Annotated in this window: 19 protein-coding genes; 8 read left to right on the forward strand and 11 right to left on the reverse strand. The window is 70.3% G+C overall.

Going from position 1 to position 17,989, the window contains the following annotated elements; translation table 11 throughout:
* Positions 1–81 precede the first annotated feature (81 nt).
* Both H7I87_RS20275 and H7I87_RS20280 read right to left on the reverse strand, forming a co-directional pair.
* Entirely contained in the window at positions 82–534 is a 453-nt protein-coding gene (locus H7I87_RS20275; protein WP_219727972.1) for a DUF2771 domain-containing protein, read from the reverse strand.
* A 44-nt stretch (positions 535–578) separates the two neighbouring features.
* Positions 579–2,249: an MFS transporter gene (locus H7I87_RS20280; RefSeq protein ID WP_033726602.1), complete on the reverse strand. Its 1,671-nt coding sequence runs from the start codon at positions 2,247–2,249 to the stop codon at positions 579–581.
* Between the two features lie 130 nt (positions 2,250–2,379).
* Here H7I87_RS20280 and H7I87_RS20285 point away from each other — a divergent pair, with 130 nt between their 5' ends.
* A complete protein-coding gene (locus tag H7I87_RS20285) occupies positions 2,380–3,261 on the forward strand; it encodes a DUF3027 domain-containing protein (protein WP_224111891.1) in 882 nt (293 codons plus the stop codon).
* On the opposite strand, the gene H7I87_RS20290 is transcribed toward H7I87_RS20285, so the two are convergent.
* Positions 3,258–3,722 (reverse strand): SRPBCC family protein, encoded by a 465-nt coding sequence (locus H7I87_RS20290; RefSeq protein WP_009975134.1) that lies wholly within the window; start codon positions 3,720–3,722, stop codon positions 3,258–3,260. The two genes, H7I87_RS20285 and H7I87_RS20290, sit on opposite strands and share 4 nt — an antisense overlap.
* A 23-nt stretch (positions 3,723–3,745) precedes the next feature.
* Positions 3,746–4,021 (reverse strand): DUF2530 domain-containing protein, encoded by a 276-nt coding sequence (locus H7I87_RS20295; protein ID WP_003877344.1) that lies wholly within the window; start codon positions 4,019–4,021, stop codon positions 3,746–3,748.
* A gap of 203 nt (positions 4,022–4,224) precedes the next feature.
* On the opposite strand from H7I87_RS20295, the gene H7I87_RS20300 reads away from it, so the two are divergent.
* The 3 genes from H7I87_RS20300 to H7I87_RS20310 are packed head-to-tail and all read left to right on the forward strand — an operon-like array spanning position 4,225 to position 5,805.
* Positions 4,225–4,656 (forward strand): Rv0880 family HTH-type transcriptional regulator, encoded by a 432-nt coding sequence (locus H7I87_RS20300; RefSeq protein WP_009975136.1) that lies wholly within the window; start codon positions 4,225–4,227, stop codon positions 4,654–4,656.
* Entirely contained in the window at positions 4,653–5,522 is an 870-nt protein-coding gene (locus H7I87_RS20305; RefSeq protein WP_033726606.1) for a TrmH family RNA methyltransferase, read from the forward strand. The genes H7I87_RS20300 and H7I87_RS20305 overlap by 4 nt, the downstream gene beginning before the upstream one ends.
* 10 nt (positions 5,523–5,532) lie before the next feature.
* Entirely contained in the window at positions 5,533–5,805 is a 273-nt protein-coding gene (locus H7I87_RS20310; RefSeq protein WP_003877345.1) for a DUF2537 domain-containing protein, read from the forward strand.
* Here H7I87_RS20310 and sepH read toward each other — a convergent pair.
* Positions 5,802–6,581, reverse strand: coding sequence for a septation protein SepH (gene sepH / locus H7I87_RS20315; RefSeq protein WP_009975139.1), 780 nt, complete (start codon positions 6,579–6,581; stop codon positions 5,802–5,804). The genes H7I87_RS20310 and sepH overlap by 4 nt on opposite strands.
* Before the next feature lie 122 nt (positions 6,582–6,703).
* Positions 6,704–7,828 (reverse strand): phosphoserine transaminase, encoded by a 1,125-nt coding sequence (serC, locus tag H7I87_RS20320; RefSeq protein ID WP_033713155.1) that lies wholly within the window; start codon positions 7,826–7,828, stop codon positions 6,704–6,706.
* A gap of 240 nt (positions 7,829–8,068) precedes the next feature.
* Here serC and H7I87_RS20325 point away from each other — a divergent pair, with 240 nt between their 5' ends.
* The gene (locus H7I87_RS20325) at positions 8,069–9,094 is read left to right on the forward strand and encodes an AurF N-oxygenase family protein (RefSeq protein WP_023861848.1); all 1,026 of its coding nucleotides are present in this window, start codon (positions 8,069–8,071) and stop codon (positions 9,092–9,094) included.
* Positions 9,095–9,111: 17 nt separating this feature from the next.
* Positions 9,112–10,812, forward strand: a complete 1,701-nt coding sequence (locus H7I87_RS20330; RefSeq protein ID WP_033726607.1) for an FAD-dependent oxidoreductase — start codon at positions 9,112–9,114, stop codon at positions 10,810–10,812.
* Here H7I87_RS20330 and H7I87_RS20335 read toward each other — a convergent pair.
* Both H7I87_RS20335 and H7I87_RS20340 read right to left on the reverse strand, forming a co-directional pair.
* The gene (locus H7I87_RS20335) at positions 10,809–11,285 is read right to left on the reverse strand and encodes a VOC family protein (RefSeq protein ID WP_003872898.1); all 477 of its coding nucleotides are present in this window, start codon (positions 11,283–11,285) and stop codon (positions 10,809–10,811) included. The two genes, H7I87_RS20330 and H7I87_RS20335, sit on opposite strands and share 4 nt — an antisense overlap.
* 127 nt (positions 11,286–11,412) lie before the next feature.
* Positions 11,413–12,534, reverse strand: coding sequence for a citrate synthase 2 (locus tag H7I87_RS20340; RefSeq protein ID WP_003872897.1), 1,122 nt, complete (start codon positions 12,532–12,534; stop codon positions 11,413–11,415).
* A 104-nt stretch (positions 12,535–12,638) separates the two neighbouring features.
* Here H7I87_RS20340 and pdxH point away from each other — a divergent pair, with 104 nt between their 5' ends.
* Positions 12,639–13,268, forward strand: a complete 630-nt coding sequence (pdxH, locus tag H7I87_RS20345; RefSeq protein ID WP_003872896.1) for a pyridoxamine 5'-phosphate oxidase — start codon at positions 12,639–12,641, stop codon at positions 13,266–13,268.
* Positions 13,269–13,403: 135 nt separating this feature from the next.
* Positions 13,404–14,699, forward strand: coding sequence for a citrate synthase (locus H7I87_RS20350; protein WP_003872895.1), 1,296 nt, complete (start codon positions 13,404–13,406; stop codon positions 14,697–14,699).
* Between the two features lie 9 nt (positions 14,700–14,708).
* On the opposite strand, the gene H7I87_RS20355 is transcribed toward H7I87_RS20350, so the two are convergent.
* The 3 genes from H7I87_RS20355 to H7I87_RS20365 form a co-directional block, all read right to left on the reverse strand.
* Positions 14,709–16,289, reverse strand: a complete 1,581-nt coding sequence (locus H7I87_RS20355; protein ID WP_181022331.1) for a phytoene desaturase family protein — start codon at positions 16,287–16,289, stop codon at positions 14,709–14,711.
* Positions 16,286–16,549, reverse strand: a complete 264-nt coding sequence (locus tag H7I87_RS20360) for a DUF2630 family protein (RefSeq protein ID WP_003872893.1) — start codon at positions 16,547–16,549, stop codon at positions 16,286–16,288. The genes H7I87_RS20355 and H7I87_RS20360 overlap by 4 nt, the downstream gene beginning before the upstream one ends.
* Positions 16,550–16,648: 99 nt before the next feature.
* A complete protein-coding gene (locus tag H7I87_RS20365; RefSeq protein WP_011723897.1) occupies positions 16,649–17,986 on the reverse strand; it encodes a sensor histidine kinase in 1,338 nt (445 codons plus the stop codon).
* Between the last annotated feature and the right edge of the window lie 3 nt (positions 17,987–17,989).

Consider the following 17,989-nt stretch of genomic DNA (forward strand, 5'->3'; position numbering starts at 1 on the left):
GACACGTCCCGCCGAACGTCGAGTTGTGGCGGGAAACCGCGGCGTGTCGGCGCAACAACTCGACGTTGGACGCCAGAAGGGCTAAAAGGTCAGGCGCACAGACCATTCCGCGTGCGGGACGTCGCGCACCTCGCCCGCGGGGTCCATCGCCAACGTCAGCAGCTGCACCACGATCCCGGCCAGCCGCCCGCGATGCGGGTCGACCGACGGGATGGTCACCGCGAACCGGGTGCCCGGGCGGTAGATGGTGCTGGTCGTGTTGCCGGGATCCTCGTACACCTGCAGCAGCCGCCAGGGGGCGCGCGCGATGGCGTCGGGCACCGAGAGCTGAATCGGGTAGCGCTCGCTGACCGGCAATTCGCCCTGGCTCTGCGGTGTCTCGCAGTCTTCGAGGTTGAGCACGTTGCAGTACAGGTAGGGCCCGACCCGGGTCAGGTGGCCGTGCGAGTACGCGCTGATCTCGGGGTGTTGCGGGCCGCCGCGGCCGACCAGCAGCCAGGTGCCGACGCCGGCCCCGGCGCAGAGCACGATCATCAGGCAGGCGAGCAGCACGGCCACGCCCCGCCGGGTCTTGGGCTTCACTCGGCGACCACCGCCGGGCTGCCGACGCCGCGGCGGGCGCCCTCCTGCTCGACCATGATGGGTCTGTTACCTCCCAGGCCGGGAATCAGCGAGTTGCCGCGGAAGCTGACCAGCGTCTGCGCCAAGCCCAGGATGAGCAGGGCGGTGACCGCGGTGAACCCGACCCACAATTCGGTGTACACCAGCACGCCCAGCGCGCCGCCGAGGACCCAGGCCAACTGCAGCGTCGACTCCGAGCGGCCGAACCCCGAGGCGCGGGATTCCTCGGGCAGGTCGTCCTGCAGCGCCGCGTCCAGGGAGGCCTTCGCGATGGCGCTGGCCCCCGACGTGACCAGGGTCGCGATCACGGCCAGCATCAGGTTGCCGGCTACCGAGGCGGCCAGCGCGACGGCGGTGACCGCCACCGTGCAGCGCACCACCAGCACGGCGGGCCGGCCCAGTTTGAGTCGCGCGCTGGTGAAGTTGCCGACGAAGTTGCCGATGCCGGCCGCGGCGCCGATCATCCCGAGCATGGCGAGCTGGGCCCAGCCGCTGGCCTGATGCGCCTTGGCCACGAACGCGGGATACAGGAACAGAAAGCCCACCATCACCTTGATGGTGCAGTTTCCCCACAGCGAGGTGATGATGTTGCGGCCCAACGGTTGTCGCAGCGTGGCGGTGGCCTTTTTGGGGACCTTCTTGACTTCCTCGGGCCAGCGTCGGCGCAGCGGCTCGCTGTCGCGGCGGTAGCTCAGGGTGGCGGGCACCTCGCCCGCGGTCACCTCGACCCAGCGCGGGATCCGCATGGACAGCGACGCCCCCGCCACGGTGACGGCCACGACGACGAACAGGGCGCCGGGCAGCTTGAACAGATGGGTGCAGACGAATTCCACACCTCCGGCGATGGCGCCGCCGACGATGGTGCCGCCGAGCAGACCGAACATGGTCAGCCGCGAGTTGACCCGCACCAGGTCGATGCTCGGCGGCATCACCCGGGGCGTCACCGCGCTGCGCAGCACGGAGAACGATTTCGACAGCACCATCATGGCCAGCGCGCACGGATACAGCACCATTGACGGGTAACTGCCGCTGGCGCCGTCGTAGTTCATGATCAGCACCGCCGCCAAGGCGGTCCGCAGGACGAACGAGGCGGCCAACGCGACGCGGCGGCCGTGCTGCAGCCGATCCAGCGCCGGACCGATGAGCGGGGCGATCACCGCGAACGGCGCGATGGTGATCAACAGGTACAGCGCCACTCGGCCCTTGCTCTCCCCGGTCGCCGCGGCGAAGAACAACGTGTTGGCCAACGCCACGGCCATCGCGGCGTCCACCGCGAAGTTGGCCACCACCGGCCAGGTCAGCGCCGTCAGGCCGGACTTGTCGGCGCCGTCGGCGGTCGCGGCGCGCTGCACCATCCAGTACATCCGCGAACCCATCTCGCGGCTGCGCAGCGCCGCGGCGCGGGTGACGGTGATCCGCTCGCCGGCGACCGGTCCCCGCGGCGGGGCGGCGGCGCCGCGGTCCGGCTGCGGCTGGTGGCCCAGCGGCGGCAGATAGCGGTTGGCGCTGGGCATCGGCGGCGGGCGGCGCGTCCGTCGGTCGCCGGTGTCGCCGGCCGGGTAATTGGCCGCGCCGGGATGGGGTGCGGCAGCGCTGTTGCCGGGCCGGCGGCCCGGCTTGGCGGCCACCCGGCCCGGATCGCCTTGCCGCCGTCCAGACACGCCCCGATTCTCCCCTATGCCGACTCCGTGCGTCTGCAGGTAACGGGGCGTGGCTCGTCAACCTAGTATTGGAACCGCGATGCAGACACAAGACAGCGTGACCACACCTCTCGAGGAGTCCTCGGTGGCGACCGCGGGCGAGTGGCCCGAAGGGTTGGCGGCGGTGCTCACCGGCGCTGCCGACCAGGCCAGGGCCGCCGTCGTGGAGTTCAGCGGGGCGGAGACGGTCGGCGACTATCTGGGCGTCGGCTACGAAGACCCGTACGCCGCCACGCACCGGTTCCTGGCGCACCTGCCCGGCTACCAGGGCTGGCAGTGGGCGGTCGTGGTGGCCGCCTATCCCGGCGCCGACCACGCCACCATCAGCGAAGTGGTGTTGGTGCCGGGCCCGACGGCATTGCTGGCGCCGGAGTGGGTGCCGTGGGAACAGCGGGTGCGGCCCGGCGATCTCAGCCCGGGCGACCTGCTGGCTCCCGCCGCCAACGACCCGCGGCTGGTGCCCGGCTACACAGCCAGCGGCGACCCGCAGGTCGACGAGACCGCCGCCGAAATCGGGCTGGGCCGGCGCTGGGTGATGAGCGCCGAGGGCCGCGCGGAGGCCGCCGAACGCTGGCACACCGGCGCGTACGGCCCCGACTCGCCGATGGCCCGATCGACCAAGCGGGTGTGCCGCGACTGCGGGTTCTTCCTGCCGTTGTCGGGATCCCTGGGCAGGATGTTCGGGGTGTGCGGCAACGAGCTGTCGGCGGACGGGCACGTCGTCGACATGCACTACGGCTGCGGCGCGCACTCGGACACCCCCGCCCCGGCGGGCACCGGCTCGCCCGCCTACGAGCCCTACGACGACGGCCTGCTCGACGTGACGCAGACACCGGTCGAGCCGCCGCCGCCCGAGACGTCGCAAGCCGAGCCCGAGATGCAAGTCGAGCCGGAGTCGTCGCAAGCCGAGCCGGAGCCCGAGACCGAGACGCCCAGCTAGCGCCGGTCCGTGTTCTCGGCGGCGGCCTTGATGCGCGCCAACGAGGCGTTCATGCCGTCGAGCAATTCGCGTTCGAAGTTGTCGGTGCCGCCGAGGAACGCCTTGACCGACAGGTTGGAGAACGCGGTGACGCCGTTCTCGGCGTGCCGGCTCTCGATCAGCCGGGTGCCGGTGTCGGTGGGTTCGAGCTCGTAGCTCCAGATCGTGTTGTTGGTGTCCACCCGGAACGCGAGTTTGCGGTCGGGGATGATCTCCACCACCGTGCAGGTGGTCGGCCAGAACAACCGGTTGCGCCGATTGAGGTTGATGGTGCGGGTGCCCTGACGCACCGGGCCCAGCGGTTTCATCCACCGGCACTGCGGGCTCCACTGCGGCATGCGGCGCAGATCGGAAACCAATTCCCACACCGTGGCAACCGGGGCGTCGATGTCGATCTGCGCTCGCAACAGCGGGGCTACCATCGCTCCTCCAACGGGTCGGCGAACTAGTCGTGCTCGAGGAAATTCTCCAGGCCGGTTTGGGCGCCGCGGGCACCGCGCCGGGCGGCGGCCAGCTGCAGCAGAAAGATGCTGGTGCCCAGCACGCCCACGCCCAGGCCGGCCAGTGTCACCGGGCGCCAGCAGTGCAGGCCCGGCACCAGGAAGGCGGCGCCCACCGCGGCCAGCCAACCCAGCGCACCGAGCGCGATGAACGGCCACACCCGCAGCAGCGCCGCCGGCAGCGGCGGCGCGGTGCGGTTCGGGCCGGATTCGGTGGACATCGCGATTAACATAACCCGCCGCCGCCGCTCGTCGGCGGCGGCCCGGTTGCGCCCGACGGGCGGTCGAAAACCGCTGAGCGCAGCGGGATACGCGGGCGGGTAAGCGTTTCGATGAAACGGCGGGCGGTTCGGCCGGGGGCGTCAACACCCGTCGTTCACCGGTTCGTGTCCCGGTTTCTCAGGCTTGCGTGTAACCTCGCGCCATGCCTGACAGCGATGCCCGGCTGGCCAGCGACCTGTCACTGGCTGTCATGCGGCTGGCCCGCCAACTGCGATTCCGCAACCCCTCGTCGCCGGTGTCGCTGTCCCAACTGTCGGCGCTGGCGATGCTGGCCAACGAGGGCCCGATGACGCCCGGGGCGCTGGCGGTCCGCGAACGCGTCCGGCCCCCGTCGATGACCCGGGTGATCGCCTCGCTGGCCGAAATGGGCCTGGTGGACCGCACCCCGCATCCCGTCGACGGCCGGCAGGTGCTGGTCTCGGTCTCCGAGGCCGGGGCCGAATTGGTCAAGGCCAACCGGCGCGCCCGTCAGGAGTGGTTGGCCAAGCGGCTGTCCACGCTGGACGACGACGAGCGCGAAACCCTGCGCCACGCGGCCGATCTGATGCTGGCCCTGGTCGACGAAGGCCCGTGAACACCGATGCGCTGGACGTTCGCGACGTTGACGACCACGGCGACCCGAGGCTCGACGACTTCCGCGACCTGAACAGTGTCGATCGGCGTCCCGATCTGCCGTCGGGCAAGGGGCTGGTGATCGCGGAAGGCGTGCTGGTGGTGCAGCGCATGCTGGCGTCCCGGTTCCGCCCGCACGCCCTGCTGGGGACCGAGCGCCGGCTCGCCGAGCTGCGCGACGACCTGGCCGGCGTCCCGGTGCCGTACTACCGAACGTCGGCCGACGTGATGGCGCGGGTGGTCGGCTTTCACCTCAACCGCGGGGTGCTGGCGGCCGCCCGGCGGGTGCCGGAGCCCGGCGTCGCCGAGCTGCTGGCCGGCAGCCGCACCGTCGCGGTGCTCGAGGGAGTCAACGATCACGAGAACCTGGGCGCGATCTTCCGCAACGCGGCGGGGCTGGGCGTCGACGCGGTGATCTTCGGCAGCGGCTGCGCCGACCCGTTGTACCGCCGCGCCGTCCGGGTGTCGATGGGTCATGCGCTGCTGGTGCCGTACGCCCGCGCAACCGACTGGCCCGCCGAGCTGAAGACGTTGAAGGAGAAGGGGTTTCGGCTGCTGGCGATGACGCCGCAGGGTTCCGCGTGCGGCTTGGCCGAGGCGATGACGGCGGCCCGCGGCGACCGCGTGGCGGTGTTGGTGGGTGCCGAGGGCCCGGGGCTGACGCCGGCCGCGCTGCGGTTGAGCGATGTGCGGGTGCGCATCCCGATGTCGCGGGGCACCGACTCGCTCAACGTCGCGACGGCGGCCGCGCTGGCGTTCTACGAGCGGTCTCGCCCGGTCGGGGGGCACCGCGCGGCGGCCGGAGGCGGAGATGGACAGTCGGGCTAGGCTGCGGCTGATGAAGGACGAGACCGTGCCCTGGGCAACGGGTTTGACGGTGACCGCGTTTGTCGCGGCGGTCACCGGCGTCGCGATCGTGGTGCTCAGCCTGGGTCTGGTCCGGGTGCATCCGCTGCTGGCCGTCGGCCTGAACATCGTGGCCGCCGGGGGACTTGCGCCGACGTTGTGGGGGTGGCGGCGCACCCCGGTGCTGCGCTGGTTCGTGCTGGGCGCCGGGGTCGGCGTGACCGGCGCGTGGCTGGTGCTGCTGGTGCTGGCGGTCGCGGGTTAGCGCTGACCGCCGGAGCGCACACCGAGCAGCACGTCTTCCCAGGCCGGGATGACCGGCTTGCCGCGGCGGGTGTGCACCGGCTTTTCCTCCGGTTCGGCGGGTTCGGCGGCCGGCGCTTCGGCGGTAGGCGGCTTGGCCGGTTCGTCGAAGTCGACGTGGGCGACCCGGGCCAGCGGCCGCAGCGGCAGCTCGAAGTTGGGATCGATCAGGGCGGTGGCCGCGTCGTCGATGGCGGTGACGGTGCCGCCGTGGGCGCCGGGGGTGAAGCAGAAGTGCGCGACGTTGTCCGAGCGGCCGACCTTCCAGGCCAGCTGCACCGTCCAGCGGTTGTCTTCGTTGCGCCACGCGTCCCAGCTGAGTTTGTCGTGGCGCAGCCCCCGGGTCACGAAGGCCGCGGTGACCGTCTCCAGCAGGGTCAGCACCGCCGGACCGTCCGCCAGCATCGGATGTGCGGCGGTTGCCAGCTCGGCGGCCCGGTAGCGCTCCAGCAGCACCGGGTGGGCGAACCGGCGCACCCGTGACACGTCCGAGCCCGATGCCGCCGCGACCTGCTCCACCGAGGCGCCGGCGCGGATCTTGGCCTGAATTTCTTTGGGGCTCAACATGTTCGTCACTTCGATCTCGAGCTGCGGCTGCTCGGGAGGCTCGGCTTCGTGGCGCAACACGGCCCGCAGGTGGTCGTCGGCGGGCAGCTTGAACTGCTCTGCGGGGTCATCACTTTCGCAGATCAAATATTTGCTGTCGGCATCGAGCCCAACCACTTTGAGTTCCCGCATGGCTATCTCCTCGCAGGCTCCGTGCAGCTCAGCGACGGACCCGTCAGGTGCGCACTTTAGTCCAGCAACCGCCCGTCACCTGTGCTGACACGCTGGGTGGTTGCGGGCTGATTGCTGTCCGGTTACAGCCGCTCGACGACCCAGTCCACACACTGGGTCAGGGCGCTGACATCGTCGGGGTCGACCGCCGGGAACATCCCCACCCGCAACTGGTTGCGGCCCAGTTTGCGGTACGGCTCGGTGTCGACGACGCCGTTGGCGCGCAGGATCTTCGCCACGGCCGCGGCGTCGACGTCGTCGACGAAGTCGATGGTGCCCACCACCTGCGAGCGCAGCTTCGGGTCGGCGACGAACGGCGTGGTGTAGTCCCGCTCCTCGGCCCAGGAGTACAGCCGCCCGGCCGAGTCGGCGGTGCGCTTGACGGCCCAGTCCAGCCCGCCGTTGCCCAGCATCCAGTCGACCTGCTCGGCCATCAACGCCAGGGTGCCGATCGCCGGGGTGTTGTAGGTCTGGTCCTTCAGGCTGTTCTCCACCGCGATGGGCAGCGACAAGAAGTCGGGAACCCAGCGGCCGGACGCGGCGATGGACTCGACGCGGGCCAGCGCGGCCGGGCTCATGAGCGCCAGCCACAGCCCGCCGTCGCCGGCGAAGTTCTTCTGCGGCGAGAAGTAATAGGCGTCGGTCTCGCCGATGTCGACCGGCAGGCCGCCGGCGCCGGACGTGGCGTCGATGGCGACCAACGCGTCACCGGAATCGGCGGGGCGGCGGACCGGGACCGCGACGCCCGTCGACGTCTCGTTGTGCGCCCAGGCGATCAGGTCCACCGACGGATCGCTCTGCGGTTCGGGTGCGCTGCCCGCGTCCGACTTGATGACGACGGGATCGCCGACGAAGGGGTTCTTGGCGACCGCGGCGGCGAACTTGGAGCTGAATTCGCCGTAGGACAGGTGCAGCGAGCGCTTGTCGATCAAGCCGAAGGCCGCGGCGTCCCAGAACGCAGTCGCGCCGCCGTTGCCCAGGATGACCTGGTAGCCGTCGGGCAGCGAAAACAGCTCGGCGAGCCCGGAGCGGAGCCGGCCGACCAGATTCTTCACCGGCGCCTGCCGGTGCGAGGTTCCGAACAGCGGCGCCGCGGTCGTGCTCAGCGCCTGCAGTTGCTCGGGCCGGACCTTGGACGGGCCGCACCCGAAGCGGCCGTCGCGGGGTTTGATGTCAGCGGGGATCTGGAGCTGGTCAGCCATGCTCATCAGGGTAGTGAGCCGACGCGGCGGGCCGGCGGGGCGGGCCGCCCGGCGGCGCGGCCGGGCCGGGCAAAACGCCTGTTGGGGTTGGTGCGAGGGTTTCGCCGGCTGTGATCCAGGGCATACCCCGGAGATGACCACTGGTCAGGTCACAGTGCCCGGGAGGGGTCTAGGAAATATCCGGTACCTCCGGTACTGTCTGGACATAGCACGTCCAAATGTAAACCTCGTTGAGGAGGCCTGGATATGGCTAGGACGCGGATGGTCCGGCGTTGGCGCCGCAACATGGAGGTGCGCGACGACACCGACTACGTGAACATGCTTGCCACACTGTCCGAGGGGTCGGTGCGGCGAAACTTCAACCCGTACACCGACATCGACTGGGATTCACCGGAATTCGCGGTCACCGAGGATGATCCGCGGTGGATTCTGCCGGCGACCGACCCGCTGGGCCGCCACCCCTGGTACCTGGCGCAGCCGGAAGACCGCAAGATCAAGATCGGCATGTGGCGCCAGGCCAATGTCGCCAAGGTCGGGTTGCACTTCGAGTCCATCCTGATCCGCGGCCTGATGAACTACACCTTCTGGGTGCCCAACGGGTCGCCGGAATACCGGTACTGCCTGCACGAGTCGGTCGAAGAGTGCAACCACACCATGATGTTCCAGGAGATGGTCAACCGCGTCGGCGCCGACGTCCCGGGCATGCCGCGGCTGCTCAAGTGGATCTCGCCGCTGATCCCGCTGGTGGCCGGGCCGTTGCCGGTGGCCTTCTTCATCGGGGTGCTCGCCGGTGAGGAGCCGATCGACCACACCCAGAAAAACGTTCTGCGCGAAGGCAAGTCGTTGCACCCCATCATGGAGCGGGTGATGGCCATTCACGTGGCCGAGGAAGCCCGGCACATTTCGTTCGCGCACGAGTTCCTGCGTAAGCGGTTGCCGCACTTGACCAAGCGGCAGCGGTTCTGGGTTTCGCTGTACTACCCGCTGACCATGCGGCTGTTGTGCAATGCGATCACCGTGCCGCCCAAGCAGTTCTGGCGCGAGTTCGACATCCCCCGTGAGGTCAAAAAGGAGCTCTTCTTCCGGTCTCCGGAGTCGCGGAAGTGGTTGAGCGACATGTTCGCCGACGTCCGGATGCTGGCTCACGACACCGGCCTGATGGAGAACCGCTCGGCCCGGCTGATGTGGCGGCTGTGCAAGATCAACGGCAAGCCGTCGCGCTACCGCAGTGAACCGCAGCGGCAGCACCTGGCTGCCGTGCCGGCCGCCTAACCACGGCGAGTTCCTTTATGCCGCACGTTATTACCCAGTCGTGCTGTAACGACGGGTCCTGTGTTTTCGCGTGCCCGGTGAACTGCATTCACCCCACGCCCGACGAGCCCGGCTTCGCCACCTCGGAGATGCTCTACATCGACCCGGCGGCGTGCGTGGACTGCGGCGCCTGCGTCAGCGCCTGCCCCGTCGGTGCGATCGCCCCCGACAACCGGCTGGACGACAAACAGCTGCCCTTCGTCGAGATCAACGCGTCGTTCTACCCGAAACCGCCGGCCGGCCAGAAACTGCCGCCGACGTCCAAGCTGGCGCCGGTGATCCCGGCCGTCCCGGTGCGGCCGCGCGGCCGGCCGCTGACGGTGGCCCTCGTCGGATCCGGCCCGGCGGCGATGTACGCCGCCGACGAACTGCTCACCCAGGACGGCGTGCGCGTCAACGTCTTCGAGAAGCTGCCGACGCCCTATGGGCTGGTGCGCGCCGGGGTGGCGCCCGATCACCAGAACACCAAGAAGGTGACCCGGCTCTTCGATCGGGTCGCCGGTCATGACCGCTTCCGGTTCTACCTCAACGTCGAGGTCGGCAAGCATCTCAGCCACGCCGATCTGCTGGCCCATCATCACGCCGTGCTGTACGCGGTGGGGGCGCCCGACGACCGCCGGCTCGACATCGAGGGCATGGGGCTGGCGGGCAGCGGAACCGCGACCGAGCTGGTGGCGTGGATCAACGGGCATCCCGAGTTCACCGCGCTGCCAGTCGATCTGCGCCACGAGCGGGTGGTGATCATCGGCAACGGGAACGTCGCGCTCGACGTCGCCCGAGTGCTCACCGCGGACCCCGATGACCTGGCCCGCACCGATATCGCCGACCACGCGTTGGCGGCGCTGCGCGGCTCGGCGGTGCGCGAGGTGGTGATCGCCGCCCGGCGCGGGCCGGCCCAGTCGGCGTTCACGCTGCCGGAACTGATCGGGCTCACCGGCAGCCGCGAGGTGGTGCTCAGCGCGGCCGACCGCGAGCTGGTCGCCGCCGACCTGGCGAACGCCTCGGATGCCCTGACCAAGGCCAAGCTGGAGGTTTTGAGCAGGCTCGGCGACGCTGCGGCGCCCAGCGAGCGTCCGAGAATCAGGCTGGCGTATCGGCTCACCCCCGACCGGATCCTCGGCGAGCAACGCGTCACCGGTGTGCAGTTCACGCTCACCGGTACAGACGAAACACGTTGCCTGCCAACAGGTTTGGTGCTGACGTCGATCGGCTACCGCGGCAAGCCGATTCGCGACCTGCCCTACGACGAGGCGGCGGCGGTGGTGCCCAACGACGGCGGCCGCGTCGTCGACCCCGCCTCGCGACGACCGGTGCCCGGCGCCTACGTCGCCGGCTGGATCAAGCGGGGACCCAGCGGGTTCATCGGTACCAACAAGTCCTGCTCGCTGCAGACCGTGCAGGCCCTGGTGGCCGATTTCAACGCCGGCGAGTTGGCCGACCCGGCGGCCAAACCCGAGGCGCTGACCGCCCTGGTGCGTGCCCGCCGGCCCGACGCGATCGACGCGGCGGGGTGGCGAGCCATCGACGCCGCCGAAATCGCGCGCGGCAGCGCGGACGGCCGACCGCGCAACAAGTTCACCGACATCGGCGACATGCTGGCGGCCGCGGCCGCCGCGGAGCCGGCGCCGCCGCCGCGACGCCGGCTCCTGGCCCGGTTGGTGCCGTCCGGGCGCGGCTAGGCCTGCCCGGCCCCCTGCTCAGCGGCCATCGCCGCCATCGCCGCCGCCATCTCCTCCGGGCTGACCTCGCGCACCGGCTGCCCCAGGGACCAGTGGTGGCCGAACGGGTCGGCGACCATGCCGTAGCGGTCGCCCCAGAACTGGTCCTCCAACGGCACCACCACGGTGGCGCCGGCATCGACCGCCCGCTGAAAGCTCGCGTCGACGTCGGGCACGGTCAGGTGGATGGTCACCGGGGTGCCGCCCAACGACGTCGGCGTCATCGACTTGCCGCCGCACACTTCCGGGAAGTCGTCGTTGAGCATCACCATGAAGCCGTTGATGCGCACTGCGGCGTGCGCCAGTTTGCCGTCGGGACGCGGCAGGCGCCCCAGCTCCTCGGCACCAAAAGCCTTGACGTAGAAGTCGATTGCCGCGGCCGCGTTGTCGACCACCAGGTGCGGGGACAGTGCGGGCTCGATGTTGATCGCCATGCTGGCACTCCTTGCTGTCGGTTCCAGACCTGCCCGGTGCGGGCAGGCTCACGACTTATGACTGCGTCGGTGACGCAAACTCATCGCGACGGCAATCATTAGATCGCCGGGCACCGACAACCGGGCCTCAGGCGTTGGTGAGGCTGCGGTCCCAACCCTCGACGGATTCCGGGCTGCGGGGGCCGGGGCCCACGTAGATCGCCGACGGGCGGACCAGCTTGCCGAGCCGCTTCTGCTCGAGAATGTGGGCGCACCACCCCGCGGTGCGGCCACAGGTGAACATCGCCGGCATCATGTTGGCCGGCACCCGGGCGAAGTCCAGGATGACCGCCGCCCAGAACTCGACGTTGGTCTCGATGGCCCGGTCCGGGCGGCGCTCGCGCAGTTCGGCCAGGGCGGCCTGCTCCAGCGCGACGGCGACCTCGTGCCGCGGCGCGCCGAGCCGCTCGGCGGTGGCGCGCAGCACCCGCGCGCGGGGATCCTCGGCGCGGTAGACCCGGTGCCCGAAGCCCATCAGCTTGTCGCCGCTGTCCAGGATCTTCTTGACCAGCCCTCGGGCGTCGCCGGTGCGCTCGACCTCCTCGATCATCGGCAGCACCCGCGCCGGCGCCCCGCCGTGCAGCGGTCCGCTCATCGCCCCGATCGCCCCGGACAACGCGGCCGCCACGTCGGCGCCGGTGGAGGCGATCACCCGCGCGGTGAACGTCGAGGCGTTCATGCCGTGCTCGGCGGCCGACACCCAGTAGGCGTCGATCGCCTCGATGTGCCGCGGGTCCGGCTCGCCCTGCCACCGCGTCATGAAACGTGCAGTGACGGTTTCGCATTCGTCGATGACCCGCTGCGGCACCGCGGGCTGATAGATGCCGCGCGCCGACTGCGCGACGTAGGACAGCGCCATCACCGAGGCCCGGGCCAGCTGGTCGCGGGCGGTGGCGTCGTCGGTGTCCAGCAGCGGCTTGTAGCCCCAGATCGGGGCCAGCATGGCCAGCCCGGCCTGCACGTCGACGCGCACGTCGCCGGTGTGGATCGGCAGCGGGAACGGCTCGGCGGGCGGCAGCCCGTGGCCGAACTTGCCGTCGACCAGCAGCGCCCACACGTCGCCGAACGTGACCTGCTGGCTCACCAGGTCTTCGATGTCGACACCGCGGTAGCGCAGCGCGCCGCCGTCTTTATCCGGTTCGGCGATTTCGGTGGTGAAGGCGACCACGCCTTCCAGGCCGGGGACAAAGTTCTCGGGGACAACAGTCATGGGAAAATTCTCGCACCCCGCCCTGGGGCGGACGCTACCGGCCGGTAGCAAGCGCCGGTAGCGTTGGCGCGGTGCCGGGACCAGCAGACGAGCACCTGCAGAGAATGCGTGTGGAATACGGATCGGTGGAAAAGGACGGCAGCCCGGATCTGGACGTCGACTGGCTCGACGACGGCTGGGTTGCGTTGTTGCGCAAGTGGATCGACGACGCCGAGCGCGCCGGGGTGGCCGAGCCCAACGCGATGGTGCTGGCCACCGTCACCCCCGACGGCAGGCCGGCCAGCCGAACGGTGCTGTGCAAGAGCCTGGACGAGACGGGAATCACTTTTTTCACCAACTATGACTCGGCCAAGGCCGACGATCTGGCAGCGACGCCGTACGCCGCGGTGACGTTCCCCTGGTACCAGCTGGGCCGGCAGGTCCACCTGCGCGGGCCGGTGAGCAAAGTCACGGCCCAGGTCACCGAGGACTACTGGTCCAAGCGACCGCGCGGGTCGCAGCTGGGCGCCTGGGCGTCGCAGCAGTCCCGGCCGATCGCCTCCCGCGCGGCCCTGCTGGAGCAGCTGGCGCAGGTGACGGCCCGCTTCGCCGACCACGAGCGGGTGCCGGTGCCGCCGGGCTGGGGCGGCTACCTCATCGCCGCCGACGTGGTGGAGTTCTGGCAGGGGCGGGAAAACCGGTTGCACAACCGCATCCGGGTCACCGGCGACCGGGTGGAGCGTCTGCAGCCGTAGCGCGCCGGGCCACTTGATCGATTGCGTGACCAGCGGACTCGACCCCGGGCAGGCGCCTCCTCGCCATAACGACTACCTTCAGCTGTAAGCACCTAGTCAGGGCAGCCATATCAGCCAGAGCGCAAAGGGGTTCTCGTGGCCGACACCGACGACATCGCCACTTTGAAGTACCCGGGCGGGGAAACCGACCTGGAGATCGTCAGCGCCACCGAGGGCGCCGACGGCATCGCGCTGGGTTCGCTGTTGTCCAAGACCGGCTACACCACCTTCGACAACGGCTTCGTCAACACCGCCTCGTGCAAGAGCGCGATCACCTACATCGACGGCGACGCCGGCATCCTGCGCTACCGCGGCTACCCGATCGAGCAACTGGCCGAGAAGTCGACCTTCCTCGAGGTGAGCTACCTGTTGATCTACGGCGAGCTGCCGGACAAGGACCAGCTGGCCGAGTTCACCAAGCGGATCCAGCTGCACACCATGCTGCACGAGGACCTGAAGCGGTTCTTCGACGGCTTCCCCCGCAACGCCCACCCGATGCCGGTGCTGTCCAGTGCCGTCAACGCGCTGTCCGCCTACTACCCCGATTCGCTGGACCCGATGGACACCGAGGACGTCGAGCTGTCCACGATCCGGTTGCTGGCCAAGCTGCCGACCATCGCCGCGTACGCCTACAAGAAGTCGGTCGGCCAGCCCTTCCTCTACCCGGACAACAAGCTGAGCCTGGTGGAGAACTTCCTGCGCATGACGTTCGGCCTGCCCGCCGAGCCGTACCAGGCCGACCCCGAGGTGGTCCGCGCGCTGGACATGCTGCTGATCCTGCACGCCGACCACGAACAGAACTGCTCGACGTCGACGGTCCGGCTGGTGGGGTCCTCCCAGGCCAACCTGTTCACCTCCATCTCCGGCGGCATCAACGCGCTGTGGGGGCCGCTGCACGGCGGGGCCAACCAGGCGGTGCTCGAGATGCTGGAGAAGATCCGCCAAAGCGACGACGACGTCAGCGAATTCGTGCGCAAGGTGAAGAACCGCGAGGCCGGGGTGAAGCTGATGGGCTTCGGTCACCGGGTGTACAAGAACTACGACCCGCGGGCGCGCATCGTCAAGGAACAGGCCGACAAGATCCTGGCCAAGCTCGGCGGCGACGACGACCTGCTCGACATCGCCAAGCAACTCGAAGAGGCCGCGCTGACCGACGAGTACTTCATCGAGCGCAAGCTGTACCCCAACGTCGACTTCTACACCGGCCTGATCTACCGCGCGCTGGGCTTCCCGACCCGGATGTTCACCGTGCTGTTCGCGCTGGGGCGCCTGCCCGGCTGGATCGCGCACTGGCGCGAGATGCACGACGAGGGCGACAGCAAGATCGGCCGCCCGCGCCAGATCTACACCGGCTACACCGAGCGCGACTACGTCACCATCGACGCCCGCTAGTTTTCCCGCTCACCGGGAGGACAGGGAGGACAGCACCGCCATCGCGGAGTTGTGGCCGCCGATGCCCGACACCGCCCCGCCGCGCCGGGCGCCCGAGCCGCACAACATGATTCTTTCGTGAGCGGTGGCCACGCCCCATTGCCGCGGCGGGGTGTCCAGCGGGTCGTCGTCGTCGGCGAACGGCCAGTCCAGGCCGCCGTGGAAGATGTTGCCGCCACTCATGTTCAGGGTGCGTTCCAGGTCCGCGGTGGTGGTGGTCTCGATGCACGGACGGCCCCGCGCATCGGTCAGCAACAGCTCTTGAATCGGTTCGGCCAGAACGGAATTCAGTGAGGCCAGCACCCGGCCGGTGAGCCGGCCGCGCAGCGCGTCGGGGTCGGCGCCGCGCGCCAGCGTGTGCGGGGTGTGCAGGCCGAACACGGTCATCGTGTGGGCGCCCGCGGCGCGCAGGTCGTCCGACAGGATGCTGGGGTCGGCCAGCGAATGGCAATACGCCTCGCACGGCAACGGATTCGGGACCTGCCCCGCGGCGGCCCGGGCGTAGGCGGTGTCCAGCTGGGTCCAGGTTTCGTTGACGTGGAACGTCCCGGCGAAGGCCTGCTCGGGGGTGACGCCGGCGTCGGCCAAGCGGGGCAGCCGCCGCAGCGCCATGTTCACCTTGACCTGCGCGCCGGCGGCCGCCGGTGCGGGGTGTTCGCCGAGCAGGCCGGCCAGCACCGTTGGGGTCACCCCGGCAAGCACGAACCGGGCCCGAGCCACGTGCTCGTCGTCGCCGCTGCGATAACGTACCTCGCCGCTCGGGTCGACGGCGAAAACCTCTGCGCCGGTGAGTATTTCGGCGCCGTGTCGGACGGCCGCGGTGGCCAGGGCGGTGGTCAGCGCGCCCATCCCGCCGACCGGGACGTCCCAATCGCCGGTGCCGCCGCCCAGCACGTGATAGAGGAAGCAGACGTTCTGCGTCAGCGACGGGTCGTCGAGACGGGCGAACGTGCCGATCAGCGCGTCGGTGGCGATCACCCCGCGAACCAGGTCGTTGCCCACCGCATCGGCGATGGCGGCGCCGATCGGCTCCTCGACCAGGGCGCGCCACGCGGCCGCCGCATCGGCACCGCCGCCGTCGACCACATGCCGGCGCGCGTGCCGGCGGCTGCGCAGCGGTTCGAGCAGCGTCGGCCACAGCCGTTCGGTCACTAGCCGGCAGCGTTGGTAGAACCCGGCGAACCCGGGTGCGTCCCCGGCGGCGCCGACCGCGGCGAACGGGTTGCCGGGCGCGCCGATCAGCAACCCGCGGGCGCCGCCGGTCGCGGGGTCGGGCGTGTACGAGGAAAACCGCCGCCGGGCCAGCCGCACCCGCGCGCCCAGGTCGTCGATGATGCGTGGCGGCAGCAGACTGACCAGATAGGAGTAGCGCGACACTCGCACCCCGACACCGTCGAAGGCGTGCGCCGACACGGCCGCGCCGCCGACCTGCCCCAGCCGTTCCAGCAGCCGCACCCGAAGGCCCGCCCGGGCCAGGTACGCGGCCGCGACCAGGCCGTTGTGGCCGCCACCGATGACCACCGCGTCGACTGTTACCGGCCGGCCGCTCAGCTCAGGTAGCCCTCGACCTCGTCGGGCGGGCGGACCTGAGCCTCGCGCGGGTCGCCGCCGCTTTCCCGCAGGGCCCGGCGCTGCCGCAGCAGATCCCAGCACTGGTCGAGTTCGACCTCGACCCGCCGCAGGCGGTCATGTTCTTCGGAGGTGTCGATGTCACCGCGCTGCAGCTGGGCTCGCAACGTTTTCTCCTGGGCCACCAGGTCGCGGATGCGCGCCAGGGTGTCGTTTTCGCTCGGTTTACTGCCGTCGGTCATCGTTCCAGTGTGCCCGACTCGACAGGCGCTAACCGTCCGCCGACCGCCGTGCGCCGAACCGCAAGCGCGGGTGGGGATTTCATCGGACGGCCGGCGTGGCTAGCTGGGCCCGGGCAGGCGCAGGACCAGCCGGGCACCGCCCAGCGGGCTGTTTTCCAGCGCGGCCGTCCCGCCGTGCAGCTGGGCCTGCTGGGCCACCAGCGCCAATCCCAGGCCCGACCCGGACTGCGAGGCCGTCGATCCGCGGGAGAACCGATCGAACACCACCTGCCGCTCGTCCTCGGGCACCCCGCTGCCGTTGTCGTCGACGGCGATCTCGACCCCGGCCCGGGAGCTGACCGCCGACAGCTGCACCCGGGTGGCGCCGCCGTGCTTGACGGCGTTGGCGATCGCGTTGTCCACGGCCAGCCGCAATCCGGCCGGCAGCCCGACGATGATGCAGGTGGGGGAGGGCACCAGCGAAACGTCGAGGCCGGGGTAGATGCGCATGGCGTCGTGGGCGGCGCGGTCGAGCAGCTCGGTGATGTCAACCGGCACATGATCCTCGGACGTCGACAGCTCGCCCTGGGCCAGCCGCTCGAGGGCGGTCAGGGTGGCCTCGATGCGCGACTGCGTGCGGATGACGTCGCCCAGCACCTCTTTGCGTTGCTCGTCGGGCATGTCCAGGGTGGACAGCACTTCGAGGTTGGTGCGCATCGCGGTCAGCGGACTGCGCAGCTCGTGGGCGGTCACCGCCGAGAAGTCGCGGGCCGACGCCAGCGCCTCCTTGGTGCGGTCCTGCTCCTTCCAGATGCGTTGCAGCATGCCGCGCATCGCCTCGGCGATCTCGACGGCCTCGCTGGCGCCGCGCACCGCCACCTGCGGCCGCTCGTCGGCGTCGATCGAGCGGGCCTGCTGGGCCAACCGCTTGAACGGCCGCACCGCGAAAGCCGCCAGCAGCCAAGCGAATACCGCCGCCGCGCCGATCGACAGCGCGCAGATCAGGATCACCCGCCGATGCAGGTTGTTGGTCTGGGCGATGGTGTCGTCGTACGTCGCGCCCACCTCCACCGTCGCCGGCTGGGGCGTGCGGACCTCCACCGTGCGCACCCGGTAGCGCACCCCGTTGATGTAGGTGTCGGCGTAGCCCTCTTCCATCGGCGGCAGCGTGACATCCGAGTTGGACTTGACCTGCCCGTCGCGGCGCACCGTGATGACGGTGTCCTGGTCCTTGGGCGATCGCGGGATCTCGTTGAGCCCGCGGGGCAGGAAGGGAATCGCGAAGCCGGCCGTCTCGTCCAGCCGGCGATCGAGGCGCTCCCGCCACGCGCTGGTGATGCCGAACCACACCACCGCGCCGGCGATGACCACCACGATGGCGGTGCCGATGGCCGTCGCGACCGCGACCCGGGCCCGCAGCGACGGCGTGCGGGTCACGATCCGGGACAACAACTTCATGGC

Origin of the sequence: Mycobacterium timonense, assembly GCF_025821985.1 — a bacterium.
Lineage (GTDB): Bacteria > Actinomycetota > Actinomycetes > Mycobacteriales > Mycobacteriaceae > Mycobacterium > Mycobacterium avium.